Genomic DNA, 18,853 nt, shown 5'->3' on the forward strand with positions numbered 1-18,853 from the left:
GCTATTGGCACCAGCTTTACCTCGACGGTATCATGATTCAGGAGCGTCTTCCTCCTTCTTCGGTCTCGGGCAGCTGGCGACGACCACCTGAGCCGGCCTGAGCAGGCGGCCCTTGAAAATGTATCCCCGCCTGAGCTCTTCTATGACCGTATTGTCTTCAAATTCCAGGGTTTCCTGATGACTGAGGGCTTCATGCAGATGAGGATCGAACTTCTGCCCTTTGGTTTCGAGGGCGCTCACACCCAGGCGAGTCAGGGTGTCACTCAGCTGCTTATAGAGAAGCTCCACTCCTTCGCGGTACTTCTGGAGCCGTCCCTTTCGGTCGTTTTCCTCCTTGAAACTCATCAGAGCTCGTTCACAAGCATCCATGATCGGGAGGAATTCGGCCAGCACGAAACTCTTTATCAGGTTCCCGGCCTCGACGCGCTCGCGGTCGGAACGCTTGCGATAATTCTCGAACTCGGCAGCCTTGCGCAAAAACCGATCGCGCCACTGTTCCGACTCGGCTTTGGCAGCCTCAAGTTCTGCCTTGAGTTGAGCCAGAGGATCAGATTCCTGCTCACCTTCCGCGACTGTTCTTTCTTCGGGAGTCGAATCCGGAGAGTTCGAGGAGTCTTCAATCATATTCGAAGTCATGCTCGAGTTCCCTCACTGCCAAGTACCTGCCCAAAAATCCTGGCCACATATTCAACCAGGGAGATGGCCTTGGCATATTCCATTCGCGTGGGGCCAAGGATCCCCAAGGAACCAATGGTTTTTTCGTCTACAACATAGCGCGAGGCAATCAGTGTACAGTCCTCGATGCCTGGCAGTACGTTTTCCGTTCCGATGGCAATACGAACTTCCTGGGTATCCCCCCGGATGCATTCCGAAACGAGAGATGCCAGCCTGCTTCTGTGCTCGATGGTCTCGAAGAGCACTCTCATCCTTGTAATATCGGAGAACTCCGGGTTCTTAATTAGGTTCGATGCTCCATCCAGGTAGATTTCCGACTCGCTTTCCTCGGTGGCCCCCGAGAAAGTCTGATTGCTCAACATGATTACTCTACGCACAAACTGATCGTACCGTGCTCTCTCATCGCCGATCATCTTGAAGAGCAGGGATCTGATCTCGGTCAGAGTTCTGTCCTTAAAATGCTCGATGATATAGCGCGCCGCCTGATCGAGATCCGTCTGACTGTATTCTTCGGCCGGATGGATCACCCGGTTCTGGACGATCCCCGATCGGGAGACCAGTACTACCAAAAGGCGGTTTTCCGACAACTTGATGAACTGAATGTGCTGCAGGGCCACCTGGCTGATCGGGGGAGAAATCACGATCCCGAGATTCTGAGAAACATGGGACAAAACATGGCTCGTGCGCGCCATCAGTTGATCCGGACTGTCTTCCGATCTCAGGCTGCGATCGATCAGCTGCCGCTCCTGGGGTGAGATTTCACGTTTTTCCAGCATGGAGTCGACGTAGAGGCGGTAAGCCTTGTCCGTTGGAATACGACCGGCGGATGGGTGGGGCTGGCGCAGGTAGCCCATCTCTTCAAGGTCCGCCATGATGTTGCGTACGGTTGCGGCACTCAGATGCTCGTGGCTCCGCCGGGCAATGGTTCGGGAGCCCACCGGTTTCCCGGTAGTGATAAACGTGGAGATTGCCCACTGCAGGATTTCGCGGGCTCGATCGTCGAGAGTAAGGCCTGGTTTACCATCCATAAGTTCATGACCGATTTCTATTTCCAAGGATTTCCCCACCTTGAGAGGGGGCGGGGACTCTCATCCCTGGTGAACATTATAATATGCCGCAAGTCAAAATCAACCAAGCCTTTATCGCATTCCTTCATTTGCAGCCCGAACCTCGAAGCTCTAAAACTGAAACTCCGTGCCAATACCTCGATGGACGGCTTCGTCGAAAACGGCCTTCGCTGCCGACATATCCTGTATTGCCAGCCCAACCGACTTGAAGAGGGTAATGTCCTCGGGTGATGTTCTTCCCTGGACGCGGCCGACGATAACATCCCCGAGGTTCCCGGCAACCCTGTCCCAGGACCAGGCACCGCTAGCCGCCGGGATGATGAAGTCGCCGGCTTCGGCTTTGCAGGCCTCCGTGAGATCGCACACGACCCGGCTCCGCTGAACGGTGGCCGTGTCGAGTTCCCGCATCTTCGGGGTATGGGATCCAATGCCATTGATGTGCGTCCCCGGCCGGAACCACGAGCCCTCCACTATCGGTTCCGCGGCGCTTGTGGCAAGCACGACGATGTCCGCCTCCCGAACGGCGGCAGCGGGTTCGGCGGCCAGCTTTACAGGCACGCCGGTCTTTTCTGTAATTCTGCGTGCAAATGCGCGGCGCGCTTCTTCGGGATCGACGGACCACGCCAGCAGCTTACGGAGCGGCCTCGCTTCATGAATCGCGAGCGCCTGGGTAAATGCTTGCACCCCGGTGCCGAATATCATACCGACGCTCGCATCCGGCCTTGCCATGTGTTTTGTAGCGACTCCACTGGATGCTCCGGTACGCATGGCCGTGAGAAAGCCGCCATCCATGATCGCGACCGGGAACCCGGTATCTTCATCGAGGAGGAGGATGGTTCCCAGAACAGCCGGGAGATTGTGCTTCCGGACGTTTTCGTGATAAACGGTGACCACTTTCGTCCCGAGCGCGCGCAGATTCTTGATGTGTGCCGGCATGAAGAGTGCCAGCCCCGACTTGTCGGGCAGCGGGATGGGTGTGCGCTGCGGCATAGTTACATTCCCCTGGGAAAGGCCGGCGAACGCCTTCTCCACTGCCTCCATGCACATCCGCATCGTGAAGAAGCTCTCAATTTCTTTGCGTGATAGAAGTAAGGTCTTCATGACTCCTCCAGAATTGAAGGCGCATATGCACGCTGATCAAAGACAACGCGGATGCACGCGGGACAACATGGATGCACACCGGCGTGCTGCGGCAGTTTGGTCCATCAGCGTTTGTCTGCGGTTTCAATGGCTTCGGCCTTTGCACACTTGAACGCTCGTCGGGCCATGAACTTTTCCAGCCGGTCGAAGGCCTCTTCCAGAATCTCTTCCGGCGGGAGGAAAACGATGCGCATGTGGCATGTCCCCGGACGCTGCCCGAAACCATCGCCATGCACGACCACCACGCCGGTTTCGCGGATGAGGTCGGCCACGAACTTCGTGTCCGGCGGATCGACGTGGAGACGAGGGAAGGCGTAGAAAGCGGCCGTGGGCTTGACGCAAGAAATGCCGGGTATGGCATTGAGCCGGTCGTAAGTGATATCGCGCCTGCGTCGCAGCCTGGCCTTCACTTCGGTTATGTGATCCTGCGGCCCCTCGAGGGCAGGCTTGATCGCATACTGCAGCGGAGTCACGGCGCAGAGCCGGGCCCTGAGGCACTTGTTGACCGCATCGATGTAGTCCGACATCATTTCCTTTTTTCCCGTCACGACGGCCCAGCCGATGCGGAACCCTGGCACCAGGTAACTCTTGGAAAGCCCGTTCATGGTGATAATGGGAGCCTCGTCGGAAAGCGACGCGATCGAGATGCTGTCCTCCCCGTCCAGCACGAGCTTGTCGTAGATCTCGTCCGAGAAAACCACTATGTTGTGCTCGAGGCTGAGCTTGACGATTTCCTGGAGGACCGCACGTGAATATCTCGAACCGGTCGGGTTGTTCGGATTGATCAGAACCAGCGCGCGCGTCCTCGGCGTGATCTTTTTCTTGATGTCGGAGATGTCCGGCTCCCAGTTGTTTTCCTCTTCGAGATAATAGGGGACATTCTGTGCTTGAATTTTCCCCAGCACCGCCGAGTAGAGCGGGTAACCGGGCGACGGCGTCAGAACTTCCTCTCCCGGGTTCACAAGCGCGGTGAGACACAACTCGATCGCTTCGGATGCCCCGGATGTGACAAAAAGGTCGAGCCACGACTTGATGCCCTTGCGCCGGACGGCGTTCCCGATTGCATCGCGGCCTTCCTGCACGCCCGAAGAATTCGCATAGCCCGTGTGGTTATCGAGCATCGCCTGATAGCATGCTTCGATCATGTGCCTGGGAGTCTTGAAATCGTAAGCCAACGGATCGCCGATGTTGAGGTAGAGAAGTTTCTTGCCGGCAGCCCTGGCCTCCTCCGCTATTTTCAAAATATCACGAATTGCATACTCGACTTTATGTGTGCGTTCTGCCGGTAAAATCATCACATCCCCCCATGTCTCGGGACGCATGCACTCTGGCCTGCCCGGTTTTTGAGGCGTCCAGCATAGCCTTTTCGTATACCAAATTCAAATCGGGAGTAACCACGGCAATAGGAGAAGGGAAAGGAAGAAAACTCCCGATGCAGAGCCCCCCGGGGGAAGGCCGTGATTCCGGCTCTCTCCGAGGGCTCTGCACGGACAGTCGCAGGACTAAGGCTTGACAAGGCTGGTGTAGCCGACGCCGTATTTGGTGAGTCTTCCCGACTGGTTCAGAACGCGTTGCAGCTTGATGACCACACTCTGCCCGCTCTTCAGATCTTTGAGAATGTCGAGCATGTCCTGGACCACCTCGATCTTCTTGCCGTTGGCCGCCAGGATGATGTCAAAGAAGCCCGCCTGATCCTGTTGCCCGATAAGGCCAGCTTCTTCGGCCAGGCTGCCGGGGCTGACCGAGACAACGAGGGCGCCGCCGGTTATTTCGAGCGCTCCCGCCATTCGAGAGGGGACGTTGTCTACGCGCATGCCGATTTCGGGTTTGGATTCCGTTTTCTCGTCAAAGCTGACGCCCGGGCGCGCCTGAGTATCATCCGGGGGCTTTTCCGTGAGGGTCACGGAAAAATTCATCATGGTGCCGTATCGAACGGCTTTGACGTTGACGGTGCGTCCGGGCGGGGTATTGACTGCCGCAAGTCGAAGCGCAGGGACATCGGTGATCTTCTTGCCGTTAAATTCAACGATCACATCCTCCGCCTTGATTCCTGCTTTGGCCGCAGGCCCGTCTTCGGGGGACAGGCCCGTGATCAGTACGCCGCCGCCTTGCTTTACACCGTAGTATTCCGCCATCTGAGGTGTGAAAGGGAACAGAACATTCATGAGTACGCCCAGATATCCCCGGCTCACCTTCCCTTTGTCCAGAATCTGGTTGTAGACGTCGACAAAAATATGCGAGGGCACCGCGAACCCGACACCGGTATTTGAGCGCGTGGAGGTGCTGATGAAACTGTTGATGCCGATCACCTCGCCGTTCATATTGACCAGGGGACCGCCGCTGTTGCCGGGATTGATTGCGGCGTCAGTCTGCAGATAGTCATTGAAAAGCATCGACGAGTTAGGTCCCTGGGACTGATCGAAAACGCGGCCGGTCGCGGAAATGATGCCGGCCGTCACGGTCTGTTCGAGTCCGAATGGGCTGCCGATTGCCATAACCCAGTCCCCAACCTTCATCGCCTTGGCGTCACCGATTGTTACAGCCGGGAAACTCACGTCGCCGTCGATCTTGATCACGGCAATATCCGAAGTGGAATCGCCGGCGATCACGCGGGCTTTGTACTCCTTGCCGTCTTTGACGTTCACCTTGATCTTGGTCGCACCCTCCACTACGTGATTGTTGGTGATGATATAGCCCTTCGGATCGACGATGATGCCGGAACCCAGGCTGTTTTGGGTAAACTCCTGCGGCTGGTCTCGAAAAAGTTGCCCGAACAAATCCGGCATCTGCGGGTTGTTCCGCCCCTGTCCGGGGCGCCCCGATAGGCGGATCACCTCCTCGGTATTGATGTTGACCACGGCCGGACCCACCCGTTTGGCCACCTCTTCAAAAGCCTGGGACAGGGCCAGGACCCCACTGCTGGCCAGGGATGTCCCACTGCTCTGGATCTTTATCTGGCTGTCCCGAGGGCCCGTGGCCACGACCTGGCGTGATATAAGGGTTCCAATGCCGATCCCCAGACCGAGAACGAACAGGACCACAAAGAAGGAAATCAGATGCCTCGAAAAGCTGCCCGCACGCGGTTCGTAAGTCATGTCAGCACCTCCGGATGCAAAACGATCTCGCTTAACATTCTACGTGAAGGATCATGTATAGTTCCAAACATAATTGATATTCCCGACAGCACCCAGGCAGGGCCGAAAACGGTTGCGGAAATCCGCCGAGGCGGGCCTTAGCCCGTTTCCCCCCCTGAATTCAGGGAGAGTGGCGCCTCCATCGAGACCGCCGGCCGCCCCATTCGAGGCATTGCGCCGTGCTATATTCCTGTGGAGGCGCCCGTGCGTGAAAAGATAGCGGACTATCTGGCAAAAGCCGGCCGGCCCCTACCGGCCGAGCAGATTCTGCGCGAGGTCCTCAACATCCTCTCCCCCAATTCCTTTGCAGCCGACAAGGTCCTGAAGGGCTTCCTCGGGGCCGATCCACGATTCCACAGGAGCCACAGCCTCTGGCATCTGGCAGCAGACGCGGCTCCATGCCCGACAGAAACCGCCGCTCTTAACCTCCAATGGGATCCAGGCCATCCACGTTGCTTCCAGGGAGCGGTACATCTGCCCGCAAGCGGCGCAACGTGGGAGTTCCTGCGCACGGAAGCCACGGCTGCCGCGGATCTTCGATCGCTGGAGGAGGCGCGGCAGCGAGCGGAAGACCATCTCCTGCTGGTCTGGAGCCGGAAAGAGCTGAGGCTGTGGAACCAGCTCCTGCGCTCCGCCGGGCTGCCGGAGTGGGAGGGTGAGTCGCTGGACCTGAGCAGACTGGCCGCGCGCGCTCTGTCCCGGGAGTCGCCCTGCCGGCACGCGGAGGATCTCGCTCCCTTACTGGATTTGGCGCCACCGGACACCGAGAAGCCGGCTGCCATGGCCCGATTCCTGGCCGAATCATTCCGGGGGCTGATCGATATTGTTCCCGAGGGGCGGCGCGGCAGCCCGAAGGAGCTCGAGCGCTGGATCATCGAAGGGAGCGCCAAAGTTGACTTCAGTCGATTCGCCTTCGGTCGCGACCTGCTCGCGCGCATCCCCGAGTCGCCGGGCGTCTATTTGATGCGAAACCGCGGCGGCGAAGTCGTCTACGTCGGCAAATCCGGCAACCTGCGGCGGCGCGTGCGCTCCTATTTCACGCGGCGTGCCCTGAAGGATCCCAAGGTGGCCAGGATGCACAGCCAGCTCTATTCGTTGGAGTTTCTCACCTGCGCCACCGAGGTAGAAGCACTCTTGCTGGAGATGCGCATGATCAGGGATTTCCGCCCATCAATCAACCTCCAGGCTGAAATCCACGAGCAACCGGGCCGCTACCGGCAGCGCGGTAACCTCCTGATACTGGTTCCCGTGGACGACAGGGCCGAAGTCTATTTTCTAAGGGACGGCTGTTTCGTAGCCCGGCAGTCGGTTCCACTCGGGTCTGCACCTTCGAAGAAACTCAGGAATAAGATCCGAACCACTTATTTCGCAACCCGGCGCCGCAAATCCGCTGCGGGAGAAGAATGGGAGACCGAGATCGTGGCGCGCTGGCTCGCTGCACACAGAAGGCGTCTCAACTTCCTCGATGTGGATCAGGACGGCAGCTGCGATGCAGTACTGCGGCGGCTCGAGTCGTACCTGAGGGATCCGGACAGGCTCGCACACAAAGTCTATTATCGCGCTGATTCTTGATTCCTAAAACTCGCGGAGGCACGGGAGTCCGGGAATGTGCCGCCATCCAGTTTGTGCTTTACAGTGCCGGGCGTTTTAAGTAAGTTGGGACTAACACTGAGATTAGGCATTTCTGACGTTCTTCGTTTTCTTGCCAGATTCCCTGGGCTTCCGGTTAGGGCCTCCCGCCGGATATCCGGTCGGAGGAGGAGGATGCAAAGATGATGCCTGATGCTGGATCTGTCAGCCTGATTCCCAAGGCGGCTGTTCTGCTGGCTTTGTTTTCCATGGGGTTCCTGTTCGCGCAGGCACCGCAATCGACACAGTTCTACGATGTGCAAATCAGCAAGGATGAAATCTACAGTTACACCAATCTGAAGTTTGCCGGTGATTTTACCCGGTTCGAATCTGCCAGGGGATTCCTGGCGCTCGGCAGGACAGAGGCTGGAGTCACCATCGTGATGGTGCTGGGCGAGGGTACGGCGAACATTGAGGCTCCGGAAACCGTTCAGGATAAGTTTAAGACTGTTTTCGGCGCATATCCATTGAAGACCACATTCAAAACTCTTTACATGCGGCTTCATCCCAAAGAGTACGAGGAAGTGTTCGGCAAGCAGACGCTTACAAAAGCCGCCGATGAAGCCACCTTCACGGCAGCAAAGCAGTTGTTTGACGAGAGATTCATCGCCTCCTACCACGCCGGCCCGAAGGCGATGCTCCCGCCATACAGGACGCGGGTCATAGAATTAAACACTGCCGATCTTGGCCTCGTGTGGACCGAGGAGGGATACTGGCTGACCCTGCGCAGGTATGCCCCCTACGCCAGTATCTATCCGAGAGATTTCGTAAATCCCAAGCAGAAATAGAAACGGCCGGGAATCCGGCCATTGACGTTGTTCACGACCGGAACGGCGCACAGCCCGATTTTGCAGAGCTGCGTCAGTCGCCGTGCAGCACTTCAATGCCTTTGTCTGGAACTGCAATTTTGCGGGGGACGCGATTGCCGTCGACCCACAGTTGAATCTGCAGAGCGCCCGAATCGACGAGCAGGTGAGTCGCGTTGACCTTTTTCCCTTTGACAAGGATGTTCTCTTTGTTGAGTTCCCTGATCTTCAGCGTCCCCGTTTCCTTTTCCTGAGGGATCACCACTTCAAAGGTCTGCACTTTGTCCCCGCTGTCGTATTTGAACAAGCGGGTAAGAAAGATGAAGTGGTGAAACATGTTGGTATCGAGGATCGTGTAGCGGTCGCCCACAAGCAGGCCGTTGCGGTAGGAGACGCCATTGCCGCTGTATTCGAAAATCACCTGATTGGGTGCGAACTCGCCCCGGATGCCGCCTTTCTGGCCCTCAACCTCGCTCTTGAGTTCATAGCTGCGCGGCATGTACTGCCCATTCATCTCAAGTTTGGTTACCAGTGATACCTTCTGATGACCCTCGCCCGGATTGCGAAAATCCAGGGTTGAGCTGCTCGTCACGGCGCTTTCGCTGGTCACCAGCACATATTTTTCGACTCCAATCTGCTGTCCCGAAAAAAAGATCCGGTATTCGCCTTCCAGGCGGGAGACCTTCTGTTCCTTGTCCGTCGCACTGCCGGTCGCGAGCCCCGACAAGGACAACGCCGTCAAAGCGAAAATGAACCTGAGTCCTGCTCGCAGTACCATGGGATCCTCATTGCCAGCCAGAGTAATATATGCCATAAACACAAGTGAAAGAATATCACCGCAGAGATCGCCGAGATCGGAGAGCAACCTCACTCATGTTGGCGAAGGCACGCTTCCAGGCGGCGAAGCTGCCGCCGGCGCGCCACGCTTCCAGCGCCGCCAGGCCTGCGGACTCTCCGCCTTGCGAGAGCATATACTCCACCCAGGTCCAGCGCGCGGATACGGAGCGGATCGAGACCTTCTGCCCCACCCCGGCCCGCAGCCTTGCCAGCTTGTTGTCGATGGAGGAGATGGGCTCGAATGGAGCTCCGTCCAGCGGGGTGTTGCGCTTGGCAACGAAAGGAGAGATCGCCAGTGACAAGGGAGCGATGCGGGCCAGTTGCAGGGAGAAGCGAATGAGTTCGTCAATGTCCTCGAGTGTCTCCCCGGGCAACCCGATCATCTCATAGAGCTTCAAACGCTCGAGGTGAAACTTCCGTGCGAGTTCTGCGGCCCGGGTCAGGTGCTGCTCGCTGGTACGCCGCTGGATGGCGGTGCGCAGCCGCTGCGAAGCTCCATCCGAAGCGGTCGTCAGCGTCCGGTATCCGCCCCGGCAAAGAAGCTCCACCAGCTCCTCACTCAGCCGATCCGCCCGCAAGCTCGAGATACCGACCTCGCGCCCGCTCGCCACGATTTCGCGCACCACATCCTTGATTCCGGGATGGTCGGTGACCGCCGCACCGACCAGTCCAACGCGCCGGGCCTGCCCGGGAACGAGCGACAGGACCTTGTCGGGGGCAAAGAGACGCATGCCGCCGTTGGTGGTGCGCCTCATCACGCAATAGGTACAGCCGCGGGAGCAGCCGCGCTCCGGTTCGATCAGGAACATCGAGCTCAGCACCGTGTTTTTGGTGATGATCTGCGACCGCGCCGGCAGACGGTCGTCACCTGCCTTCCCGATCACCGGGAGATCGCGCGTCCGGCCAGGCACATAACACCCGGGGAGTGATGCAAGCCGGTCGAGCAGCGTCTCGCGTTTCACGGATGCTGCCGCATCCAGGAACATGTGGATCAATTCCTCGGCCTCGCCCAGGAGCATAAGATCCACGAAGGGCGCCAGCGGCAGGGGATTAGAGTAGGTCAGCGGTCCGCCGGCCACGACCAGCGGGTGCCTCTCGGTACGATCCCGGCGCAGAACAGGGATGCCGCTGAGATCCAGTACTTCCAGCAGGCCGGTGATCTCGAGCTCGTAGGAAATCGAGAAAGCAACGACAGGAAACTCAGCAAGCGGTGTTTCACTTTCGTAGGTGAACACGGGCAGGTGCAGGCGCCGGTAATCGCCGGGGCTGTCGGGCAGGAAGGCGCGTTCGGCGGCCGCGTCGGCATGCAGATGGATCTCGCGATAGATGGTCTGAAACCCGAGCGAGCTCATCCCTATCGAATAGTGGCTCGGGTAACAGAGGGCAATGCGGAACGGCGCCTGGCCGCGCAACGCGCCCGCCTCCTCGCTCGTGCGGCGCCGCACCTGAGAAATCAGATCCCAGGAATTCATGAGCGTCAGACTCCGCGCTCGATGCCGGGCCAGATGATCCTGTGCAGCTGCAGCTGCATGCGAACCGGAAGCCCGCAATCCATGACCCAGCGAGCCAGGTCGCCGTAGGGCAGCACCTTATATACCGGAGAGAACAGCACAACGCCGACCCTCGACGGCAGGTCGTATCGGGCAATGACCTCGCATGCCCAGTCGAAATCCGCCCGGTTGCCGACCACGAATTTCACCTCATCGTTCAGCGTCAGGATCTGAATATTTTCATAGTTGTTGTGCTGATGCATGCCGCTGGAGGGGCATTTCAGATCCATGATCTTATGCACGCGCGGATCCAGTCCGTGCAGCGGGACGTAGCCCCCGGTTTCGACGCATACCGTGTAGCCGCGGTCAAGCAGCGCCTGGAAGAGATCGTGCACCTCATGCTGAAGCATGGGCTCGCCTCCCGTCACCAGAACCAGCTTCGTCGGGTACCTGGCGATGGCGGCGAGTATTTCTGCAGGCGACATCACCTTGCCTTCGGTGAACGCATAGGTGGTGTCGCAATAAGAGCAGCGCAGGTTGCACGCGGTGAGGCGGATAAACGCGCAGGGCCACCCCATGAAGCTCGACTCACCTTGTATGCTGTAAAAGACTTCATTTACCTTCATGTTGATCGCTAATCTTATCAGGTGGTAATCCGGCGGTGTAGACGGATCCTCGTGCGTGGAACGTGGTGAAGAACCTCACCGCCAAAGCGCTGCAACCGCGGAGTATGAGATTTCCGCATTATGATCTCTGCATCGATTTTTCGTCAGTCTGTTTCGGCAATCCCTGCGGCGAAATGGGGAGGGATAGCGGCGCTCTCAATTCTGCCGTGATTTTTCCCGGATCTCAGGCGGGACGCCATCCGCCTCCAGCCTGATGACGACGACCGTGATATTGTCCGGCCCGCCCGCCTGGTTGGCTGCCTCCACGAGATGGTCTGCCATTTCCTGCGGAGTTTTTCTCGGATCGGAAAGCACCGCACAAATGTCCTCCTCCGGGACTCCATCCGTAAGGCCGTCGGAGGAAAGGAGATAGACATCACCCGCACGTCCTTGTCCTTCCTCGATGTCGATCTCGACCTGGGAATGTGATCCGATCGAGCGTGTGATCAGGTTCTTCTGCGGGTGCCTGGCCAGATCCGATTTGGCGAGCACACCGTTCTCGTACAGGTGCCAGACAAGCGAGTGGTCGCGGGTCAGCTGTGTGAGCATGCCGTCGCGCAACCGATAGGCGCGTGAGTCACCTACGTGCGCAATATAGTAATGCTCGCCCTGAAATAGCAAAGCCGTCAGCGTGCTCCCCATGCCTGCGAGGGATCGGTCCTGGCGCTGGGCTTCAAATACCCGGTTATTCGCTTCCAGCGCACCGCGCCGGAGCATTTCCGCAGGTTGCTCACTATCGGCGTTGTGCGCCATAACCCAGGCATTGATCGTCGACGCCGCCAGTTGGCTGGCGATTTCGCCGGCTGCATGCCCACCCATGCCGTCCGCCACCAAGGACAAGCCGATTGCGGAGTTTGCCACATAAGAATCTTCATTGGAGGTTCTTACTCTTCCCTGGTTGGTCTGGCTACCGTATAGAATCCGCAATTCTCACCTGTCGGGTCTAGTTGCCCTCTACATAAGAGTGAACTTATAACACGTGTCAGACAACCGCTTCAAGCTTGCTGGAACGCCGACCTCCGGGCAGTGCATCGAGAGCCGTAGAGACGCAGGAACGATCAACATTCTGGCCATTCCAAAAAACACCATTCCTTGGAAGTCGGAGGCCGGCGCTCAGATGCCCGAGGTCGGCTTCTATGCTATTATTCCAAGTTGTTTGCAGATTACGGATCAGCAGTCATCAAAGGTCGTTCTATGAAGCCCAGGCGCTCTCCGCTAAGAAACGTCTTGCTCGCGACCTGCCTGCTCGCGTGGGGCGGAAGTTCCTACCCCTTCGCCGGCGTCAGCCGCGTGATCCAGGAACGCTACCGTGCCAGTTACGAAAACAAGGCGCTGTTCTTGAAGGTCCCTGTCTTCGCTGAAAAGCAATATGTATACATCAGCGGACAGAGCTTCCGGCATGACCTTACCCTCGCGGGAACCCCGCGCTACAAGGTGGGCGATCAGCTGCGCGTGCTCGGTCTCGACTTCGGAGGAGATGAGATCAAGTTTAAGCTGGGGGCCATCACCGGCGCAGGCATGGTGGAGCTTATTTTCAAGTTCGACACCCCCCTGCAGGAGAATTTTCCCAATAGCGGCGTCTTCGACAAAGCATTGGGGGCGACCTTCACCGAAGGGCTGAAATACACCGATCTCGATGAGGCGAAGCGCGTCTATGTCGAGCAGGAGTTCGACCGCGCCGCCCGTGATATCGCGACCACGTCCGGCACCAATCGGGATACAGTCCTGAAGTACGTGGCGCCGCTTCTGCCCGCCTATCAGGATGCGACTCGTGAAATCGAGACCCTTCAGAATCGGAACCAGGAACTCAGCAAACAGATCGAAAAGTCCCAGGCCGAGAACCGGAAACTGGAGTCGGACTCCCGAAACCAGCAGGGCGAGATTACCCGGCTGCGCGGTCAGGCGGCGAGCTTGCAGGAGAAGATCGACAACTCCACGTCCCAGTTGTTGAAACTCGGCGACGATCTGCGCAGCGCCAAAGGCGTCTCGCAGAGTTATCAGCGGGAACTGACCAACCTGCAACGTTCGCTCAAGATCAAAACCGATCCTGGCCGGGACCTGGCCACCCAGATTGCCGAGCTTGGGCAGGCGATGCAGAAGACCCAAAAGGAAAACGACGACCTGCAGGGTGAGAACGGTTCGCTGCGCACCAGTCTCGAGAAGGAGCAGGCGGACAATGCCCGGTTGGTCGGCGAGAACCAGGATCTGAAGAACTCAGGCCGGCAGAAAGACGACACCATCAAAACGCTCACGTCGAACGAGAATTCTCTCGCCCACCAGTACTTCCTGCTCAAGCAGACGAAAGACAACCTCGAGAACGTCGCTTTATCGATCGCAAACCTCAGCTCTCGCGTCGTCGAGGAAAAGACAGAGGGCGGCATCCAGTCCAGCAAGATCAATGCCTATCTGGGGAACATCCTGCTCGGTTCATTCGAATGGCGCGTACCGGAGCGCCTGAACGCAAACGAGGAAAAGGGCGGTGAAGCGTACTTCGCAACGGAATCGATCGACAATGTGAGGCTCACCTCGGCCGAACGGCACATTCTGCAATCCCTCGGTGAACGCTTGAAATTGCGCGTGAATCTCATCTCCCGCTCCGACTCCCTGGAAGTGAAACCCGAGAAGGAAGGCCCGCTGCAGGAGATCGGCGAGAGAGACCGCGCCGTCTGGCGCTGGCGCATCACCAACCGCGGCGCGCGGGACGGCCGTCTGCTGCTGGCGGCACAGCTGGTCAACAACAACGGCGACGAAATTCCTCTGATTCAGCAGGAACAGGTGGTCTCGTCCTCCAACCTGGTGCGCCAGGTGCGCAATTACCTGCAACCGATCTCACTGGCTCTCGGAGCTGTAGTCGGTGTGCTGCTCGCGTGCATCACCGGCCTTTTCCGCCGCGTGAGGCAGGGAAGCCCGCTGAAACAGCCCCCCACAACAGAGCCGCCTTACGCGGGGCGGAAACAGCTCTAAATCGCAGGTGCCGGGGAATCACCCAAGGCACGAAAAGGATTTCGTGTGTTTCGTGGTTGCCGATCTCCCTGCGGCCGCCGGAGTGTGGCGCGGTCTCTGCAGTGGGAACGGATTTCTTCGACTGGGCAAGGATCTGACGGCCGGTATGCGGGACCCCAGGTGTGTTCCGCACCGAAGTAGACGCTGCGGCAGAATATCCACATCCGTTTCCGCGCTTGATTATTCGTTGGCCTTCAAGTGGAGCGCGGCCAGGCGGCGCACCGTGTTCGCGTCGTTCGGTCTGAGCAGCCGGAAGTTGTACTTTTTGTTGTTTCGGGTGCGGATCGAAACCTCATCCCCCTCCACCGTGAAGCTGCGCAGGCCGGAGTAGGCTTCAAAAAAGCTGTGGTCTGCTTCCGTAGTTTTGAATTCGACCCCATCATCCGTAATGCGCAAATATCCCCTGCAGCTGGAGAACACATGTTTGTGCTCGACGGGGAAAGGGGTCGCCTTCATCGCGTTCAGCTGCATGCGCTGCTGCAGATCCTGAATCATGCCCTGGATCCGTTCGGGGGCGTACTTGTCCACGCCACCCAGAGCTTTGGCCTTTTCCAGATGTTCCGCTGCCTGACCGAGGTCGCTGCGGTGCCTATCGTATAGAATCCCGAGATTGAGATGAGCGTAGGCGTTGTTGGGATTGAGGGAGATGCATTTCTCGAAATTCAGGATGGCAGTGTCGAGCTGCTTTTCTTCGAGGTAGGTGGCGCCCAGGTAGAAATAGGCCTCATCGCTGTTGGGTTCCAGCTTCAGGTACTCCTGCCATTCGGCCAGAGCTTTTTCATGAGCACCGGACCGGTAGGCATTGATGGCCGAGAGGCGGAGGTTGGCCAGCTTTTCCCGTGACTGCTGCTGTTCTTCCTGCAGCCGCTGGAGCCGGGCCTGCTCGGACCGGGAATTCTCCGCCAGTTTGGCTTCCACCATCGCAAGGCGGGAACTGCTGTATTTGTCGTCCGGAAAGTATTGCAGAGCCAGCTTGAACTCGGTGCGGGCCCCCTGCAGGTCTCCGCTGCTGAGCTTCGTGTCTCCTCGAGTCTGCAGCAACTCCATGAGGTGGGACAGCGCGCCCAGCGCGTACACATTCTTCCGGTCGAAACGCAGGATGCTGCGCAGCGCGTCCCATGCGTCGTCTTTTTCCGGGGGCAGCAGCACACCTGCTTTGAAAGCGGCCTCCGCCTTGATCTTCCATTCCTCGATCTGCTTTTCCCGGTCCTTCACGCTGGCGTCGATCTTGGAGGAAATGTCGGCCAGTCGTTCATTGATGGCAATGTCGTTGGGGTAGATAAGGGAAAGGCTCTTGTACTCATTCTCCGCTGCCAGCCAGTCTTCACGCGCGTAGGCGAGGTCGGCCTTCTGGTGCACCGTCTCGGCAAGTTTGGCCTTGACATCGGCCGCGAAGGCATTGGCGGGATCGATCGCCAGGATTTTGTCCGCGAAATAGAGCACGTTGTAGTCGTCCGGCGGCGGCAACAGGATGTTCTCCTCCTGGGCGCTGTCCAGCTTCTTTTTCCAGGCTTCGAGCTCAGCCAGCTGTTCATTGGTCAGCTTGGCAACGAGCGGTTTGAGCGCCAGGTGGATATTTTCGGTGGAATAGGGAATCACTTCCACTTCCTGCACATACTCTTCGTAGCCGTCCTTGACCGCCCTCACCTGATGCCCGCCGGACTTCAGATCGCCGAGAGTGAGCGGGGAGGCGCCTCGCTGCTTCCCATCCAGGAGAATCGTGGCCCCGGGGGGCGTCGTTTTGACGACCAGGCCCCCGTACTTCGGCTTCAGATAGAGGTAAGAGAACACGGAGACAAAGCAGACCAGGCTTGTGAGGATGAGAATCCCCAAGCTGATCATCAGCGTTCGGACCTTGATTTGCGCGGGCTCGGCAGGGTACCCTGCCACCTCCGGTTCATCGCTCGGCTCCGGCGGGAGATCGGCGCCGTCTACGGGACAAAACACAAACTCGTCCGGATAAAGATTGCGGCACTTGGAGCACTTTTTCATCGGAGCTAAAATAACATACCCGGCTCGCGCAGGTAAAAAATTCGGCTGGGCAGGGGATCGCCTCCCTGGCGCTTCACGAACGACGGAGGACTGCAGCTTGGCTATCGCAACGGCTCTGGCACCGCCGAAGATTTTGGAACTCGGCTGTGGTCGAACGAAGCACCCGAACGCCGTGGGGATCGATCGGGTTGCCTTGCCGGGAGTGGATGTTGTCCACGATCTGAACCGCAGCCCGTACCCTTTCGGCGACAACACCTTTGATGAGGTCTACGCTGTCCACGTGATCGAGCACCTGGACTCCATCCTGGCCGTGATGGAGGAATTACACCGGATCACCAGGCCGAAGGCCCGCATTGTCATCATCACGCCCCATCACAGCGACGCCATTTCCTGGCAGGATCCTACCCATAAATGGCATTTGAATTCCTTTTCGTTCAGCTACTTTGAGCCCTCCTATCATACCAACTATTACACCACAGCCCGGTTCCGGATAAGGAGCAAAGAGGTGGAGTTGGCATCCATCTGGAAGTCGCTGGGAGTTCAGTACCTGATCAATCTCGACAACAGGTTCCCCGCTTTTCGTTTCATCAGGAAACTCTGGGAACAGCACCTCTGTTACGTGGTGCGCGGCAAACAGCTCACCTTCGTCCTGGAAACCATAAAATAGGAATCAGCAGCCAGGAGTCAGAATGAACGAACCGTCTCCTGCGGTTCACGTCTGAGATTTGCGTGGTGGGAGAGATGTCTCCGTCCGTTCTATTTTTATGCTGACTCCTGACTCTTTTGCATAGCTGCTCAGAAATCAACACGGGCGCGATGGCTCAGACGGTACCGAACTTGGCGCGCGGCAGGAATTCACCGCTGCCCGGCCGGCTCATCACCTTCCCCTCGCGGGCGATGATTCTGCCACGCTGGATCACCAGCCACGGAGAACCATGGGTTCTCATCCCTTCGTAGGCGCAGTAATCGACACGAGAAAGCGCAATCGCCTTCGAAAGAGTTTGATCGGTTCTGGGATCGAAAATCACCAGATCGGCATCGCTCCCCACGGCAATGGTTCCCTTGCGGGGGAACAGGCCGAACAGCCTGGCCGGCATGCTGCAAAGCAGATCCACCAAGCGGTTCATGGAGATCCTGCCGTTTTGAACACCGGTCGAACTGATCGCGGACAGGCGCTCCTGCACGCCGGAGAGGCCGCGCGGCGCCTGAACGAAGCTGTCCGTGCCCAGGTCCTTCTGGCCGGCATAGTTGAAGGCGGTGTGGTCGCTCCCGACGACCTGAATGTCTCCAGAGTTCAGAGCCTTCCAGAGAATCTCCTGATGCCAGGCAGGTCGCAGAGGCGGGGTCACATAGTACTTGACGGCCTCATTTTCCTCATAGCGCTCGCTGTTGAGAAGGAGATAATGCGAGCAAGTCTCGGCAAAAACCTGCTGGCCGCGATCGCGCGCAGCCTTGACCTTTTCGAGCGCGTGCGCCGAGGACAGGTTGGTAATGTACACGGGGGTGTGTGCCAGATCGGCCAGGGAGATGATGCGCGCCACGGCCTCGGCCTCCACTTCCGGCGGCCTGACCGCCGGGAGGTACTTCGCCGAGCTCTTGCCGGCCGCCGACAGGCGCCGCCACAGGAGATCGATCACCTCACCGTTCTCGGCGTGGACGCAGGGGAGCGCGCCCGCCGCCGTCACCCGCTGCAGGAAATCCAAAGCGGCGGCATCGCTGATGCGGCGTTCGCCGATTCCCTCGAGCGAGACCTTGAAGCTCGTAATGCCTGACTCCACCATCGCGGGAATCTCATTAGCTACGGCGTCGTTCACTTCCGAGAGCGCGATGTGGAATCCATAATCGACGACGGCGCGCGCCTCGGCTTTGGCCTTCCATGCTTCCAGGGTTTGCGCCAGGGTAGCTCCCGGCGCTTGCTGGGCGAAATCAACTACAGTCGTGGTTCCGCCGGCTGCGGCGGCAGCTGTGCCGGTCTCAAAGTCATCCACGGTGGTCATGCCGTCGACCTGAGCGTCGAGGTGAGTGTGGACGTCGACTCCGCCGGGCAAAACCCATTTTTCCGTTGCATCCACGATCTCGCTGGCGATTTTAGAAATCTCTCTTCCGATCTCGGAAATGATGCCGTTCTTCACCAGGATGTCCGCCTTGTACATGTCCGTCGCCGTGATGATAGTTCCGTTCTTGATCAAGGTTGTCATAAGCTCTCCAGGGCGCGAAAACGAAAGAGCTGCAGCGAAGAACGTGGAGGACGCGGATCGATATCTCGTGTCATCCTCGTTTTTCGCAGCCGCTTCGTTTCGCACATACGGTGTCGTCTTAACGATCCCAATATATCGTCTTGTCTCTTGAAGGCTGGTCCGCTTCGATCGAAAGCGGGTGCGCACGGTACGGCGGAGGGTTTGCAGCGCTGCGCGG

The 18,853-nt window shown here is 58.3% G+C and carries 15 protein-coding genes; 4 read left to right on the forward strand and 11 right to left on the reverse strand.

What is annotated here, in order from left to right:
- Window positions 1–30 precede the first annotated feature (30 nt).
- The 5 genes from LAP85_00185 to LAP85_00205 all read right to left on the reverse strand — a co-directional run bounded on the left by LAP85_00185 (window position 31) and on the right by LAP85_00205 (window position 5,977).
- Window positions 31–636, reverse strand: a complete 606-nt coding sequence (locus tag LAP85_00185; GenBank protein ID MBZ5494791.1) for a nucleotide exchange factor GrpE — start codon at window positions 634–636, stop codon at window positions 31–33.
- A complete protein-coding gene (hrcA, locus tag LAP85_00190) occupies window positions 633–1,730 on the reverse strand; it encodes a heat-inducible transcriptional repressor HrcA (GenBank protein MBZ5494792.1) in 1,098 nt (365 codons plus the stop codon). Before hrcA ends, LAP85_00185 begins: the two co-directional genes overlap by 4 nt.
- Before the next feature lie 123 nt (window positions 1,731–1,853).
- On the reverse strand, window positions 1,854–2,843 hold the full coding sequence (locus LAP85_00195) for an ornithine cyclodeaminase family protein (GenBank protein ID MBZ5494793.1): 990 nt from the start codon (window positions 2,841–2,843) through the stop codon (window positions 1,854–1,856).
- A gap of 104 nt (window positions 2,844–2,947) precedes the next feature.
- On the reverse strand, window positions 2,948–4,204 hold the full coding sequence (locus tag LAP85_00200) for an aminotransferase class I/II-fold pyridoxal phosphate-dependent enzyme (GenBank protein MBZ5494794.1): 1,257 nt from the start codon (window positions 4,202–4,204) through the stop codon (window positions 2,948–2,950).
- A gap of 180 nt (window positions 4,205–4,384) precedes the next feature.
- Window positions 4,385–5,977, reverse strand: a complete 1,593-nt coding sequence (locus LAP85_00205; protein ID MBZ5494795.1) for a trypsin-like peptidase domain-containing protein — start codon at window positions 5,975–5,977, stop codon at window positions 4,385–4,387.
- Between the two features lie 243 nt (window positions 5,978–6,220).
- On the opposite strand from LAP85_00205, the gene LAP85_00210 reads away from it, so the two are divergent.
- Both LAP85_00210 and LAP85_00215 read left to right on the forward strand, forming a co-directional pair.
- Window positions 6,221–7,588 (forward strand): nucleotide excision repair endonuclease, encoded by a 1,368-nt coding sequence (locus LAP85_00210; protein ID MBZ5494796.1) that lies wholly within the window; start codon window positions 6,221–6,223, stop codon window positions 7,586–7,588.
- 200 nt (window positions 7,589–7,788) lie between these two features.
- Window positions 7,789–8,433: a hypothetical protein gene (locus LAP85_00215; GenBank protein MBZ5494797.1), complete on the forward strand. Its 645-nt coding sequence runs from the start codon at window positions 7,789–7,791 to the stop codon at window positions 8,431–8,433.
- A 73-nt stretch (window positions 8,434–8,506) separates the two neighbouring features.
- Here the strand turns inward: LAP85_00215 and LAP85_00220 are convergent, their stop codons facing one another.
- From LAP85_00220 to LAP85_00235, 4 genes are all read right to left on the reverse strand, one after another.
- Window positions 8,507–9,229: a hypothetical protein gene (locus LAP85_00220; protein MBZ5494798.1), complete on the reverse strand. Its 723-nt coding sequence runs from the start codon at window positions 9,227–9,229 to the stop codon at window positions 8,507–8,509.
- Between the two features lie 55 nt (window positions 9,230–9,284).
- On the reverse strand, window positions 9,285–10,640 hold the full coding sequence (locus tag LAP85_00225; GenBank protein MBZ5494799.1) for a B12-binding domain-containing radical SAM protein: 1,356 nt from the start codon (window positions 10,638–10,640) through the stop codon (window positions 9,285–9,287).
- A gap of 125 nt (window positions 10,641–10,765) precedes the next feature.
- The gene (locus LAP85_00230) at window positions 10,766–11,404 is read right to left on the reverse strand and encodes a radical SAM protein (GenBank protein ID MBZ5494800.1); all 639 of its coding nucleotides are present in this window, start codon (window positions 11,402–11,404) and stop codon (window positions 10,766–10,768) included.
- 195 nt (window positions 11,405–11,599) lie between these two features.
- Complete coding sequence (locus LAP85_00235) at window positions 11,600–12,370, reverse strand: Stp1/IreP family PP2C-type Ser/Thr phosphatase (GenBank protein MBZ5494801.1); 771 nt, start codon at window positions 12,368–12,370, stop codon at window positions 11,600–11,602.
- 267 nt (window positions 12,371–12,637) lie between these two features.
- Between LAP85_00235 and LAP85_00240 the strand changes: the two genes are divergently transcribed.
- Window positions 12,638–14,407: a hypothetical protein gene (locus tag LAP85_00240; GenBank protein ID MBZ5494802.1), complete on the forward strand. Its 1,770-nt coding sequence runs from the start codon at window positions 12,638–12,640 to the stop codon at window positions 14,405–14,407.
- Between the two features lie 219 nt (window positions 14,408–14,626).
- Here the strand turns inward: LAP85_00240 and LAP85_00245 are convergent, their stop codons facing one another.
- Window positions 14,627–16,438 carry a PEGA domain-containing protein gene (locus LAP85_00245; GenBank protein MBZ5494803.1) on the reverse strand — a complete coding sequence of 604 codons (1,812 nt, stop codon included), beginning with the start codon at window positions 16,436–16,438 and terminating at the stop codon, window positions 14,627–14,629.
- Window positions 16,439–16,535: 97 nt separating this feature from the next.
- Here LAP85_00245 and LAP85_00250 point away from each other — a divergent pair, with 97 nt between their 5' ends.
- Window positions 16,536–17,105, forward strand: coding sequence for a class I SAM-dependent methyltransferase (locus LAP85_00250; protein ID MBZ5494804.1), 570 nt, complete (start codon window positions 16,536–16,538; stop codon window positions 17,103–17,105).
- 154 nt (window positions 17,106–17,259) lie between these two features.
- Here LAP85_00250 and hydA read toward each other — a convergent pair whose 3' ends face one another.
- A complete protein-coding gene (gene hydA, locus LAP85_00255; protein ID MBZ5494805.1) occupies window positions 17,260–18,636 on the reverse strand; it encodes a dihydropyrimidinase in 1,377 nt (458 codons plus the stop codon).
- Between the last annotated feature and the right edge of the window lie 217 nt (window positions 18,637–18,853).

This window comes from Terriglobia bacterium, assembly GCA_020072565.1.
In the GTDB taxonomy this organism is placed as follows: domain Bacteria; phylum Acidobacteriota; class UBA6911; order UBA6911; family UBA6911; genus JAFNAG01.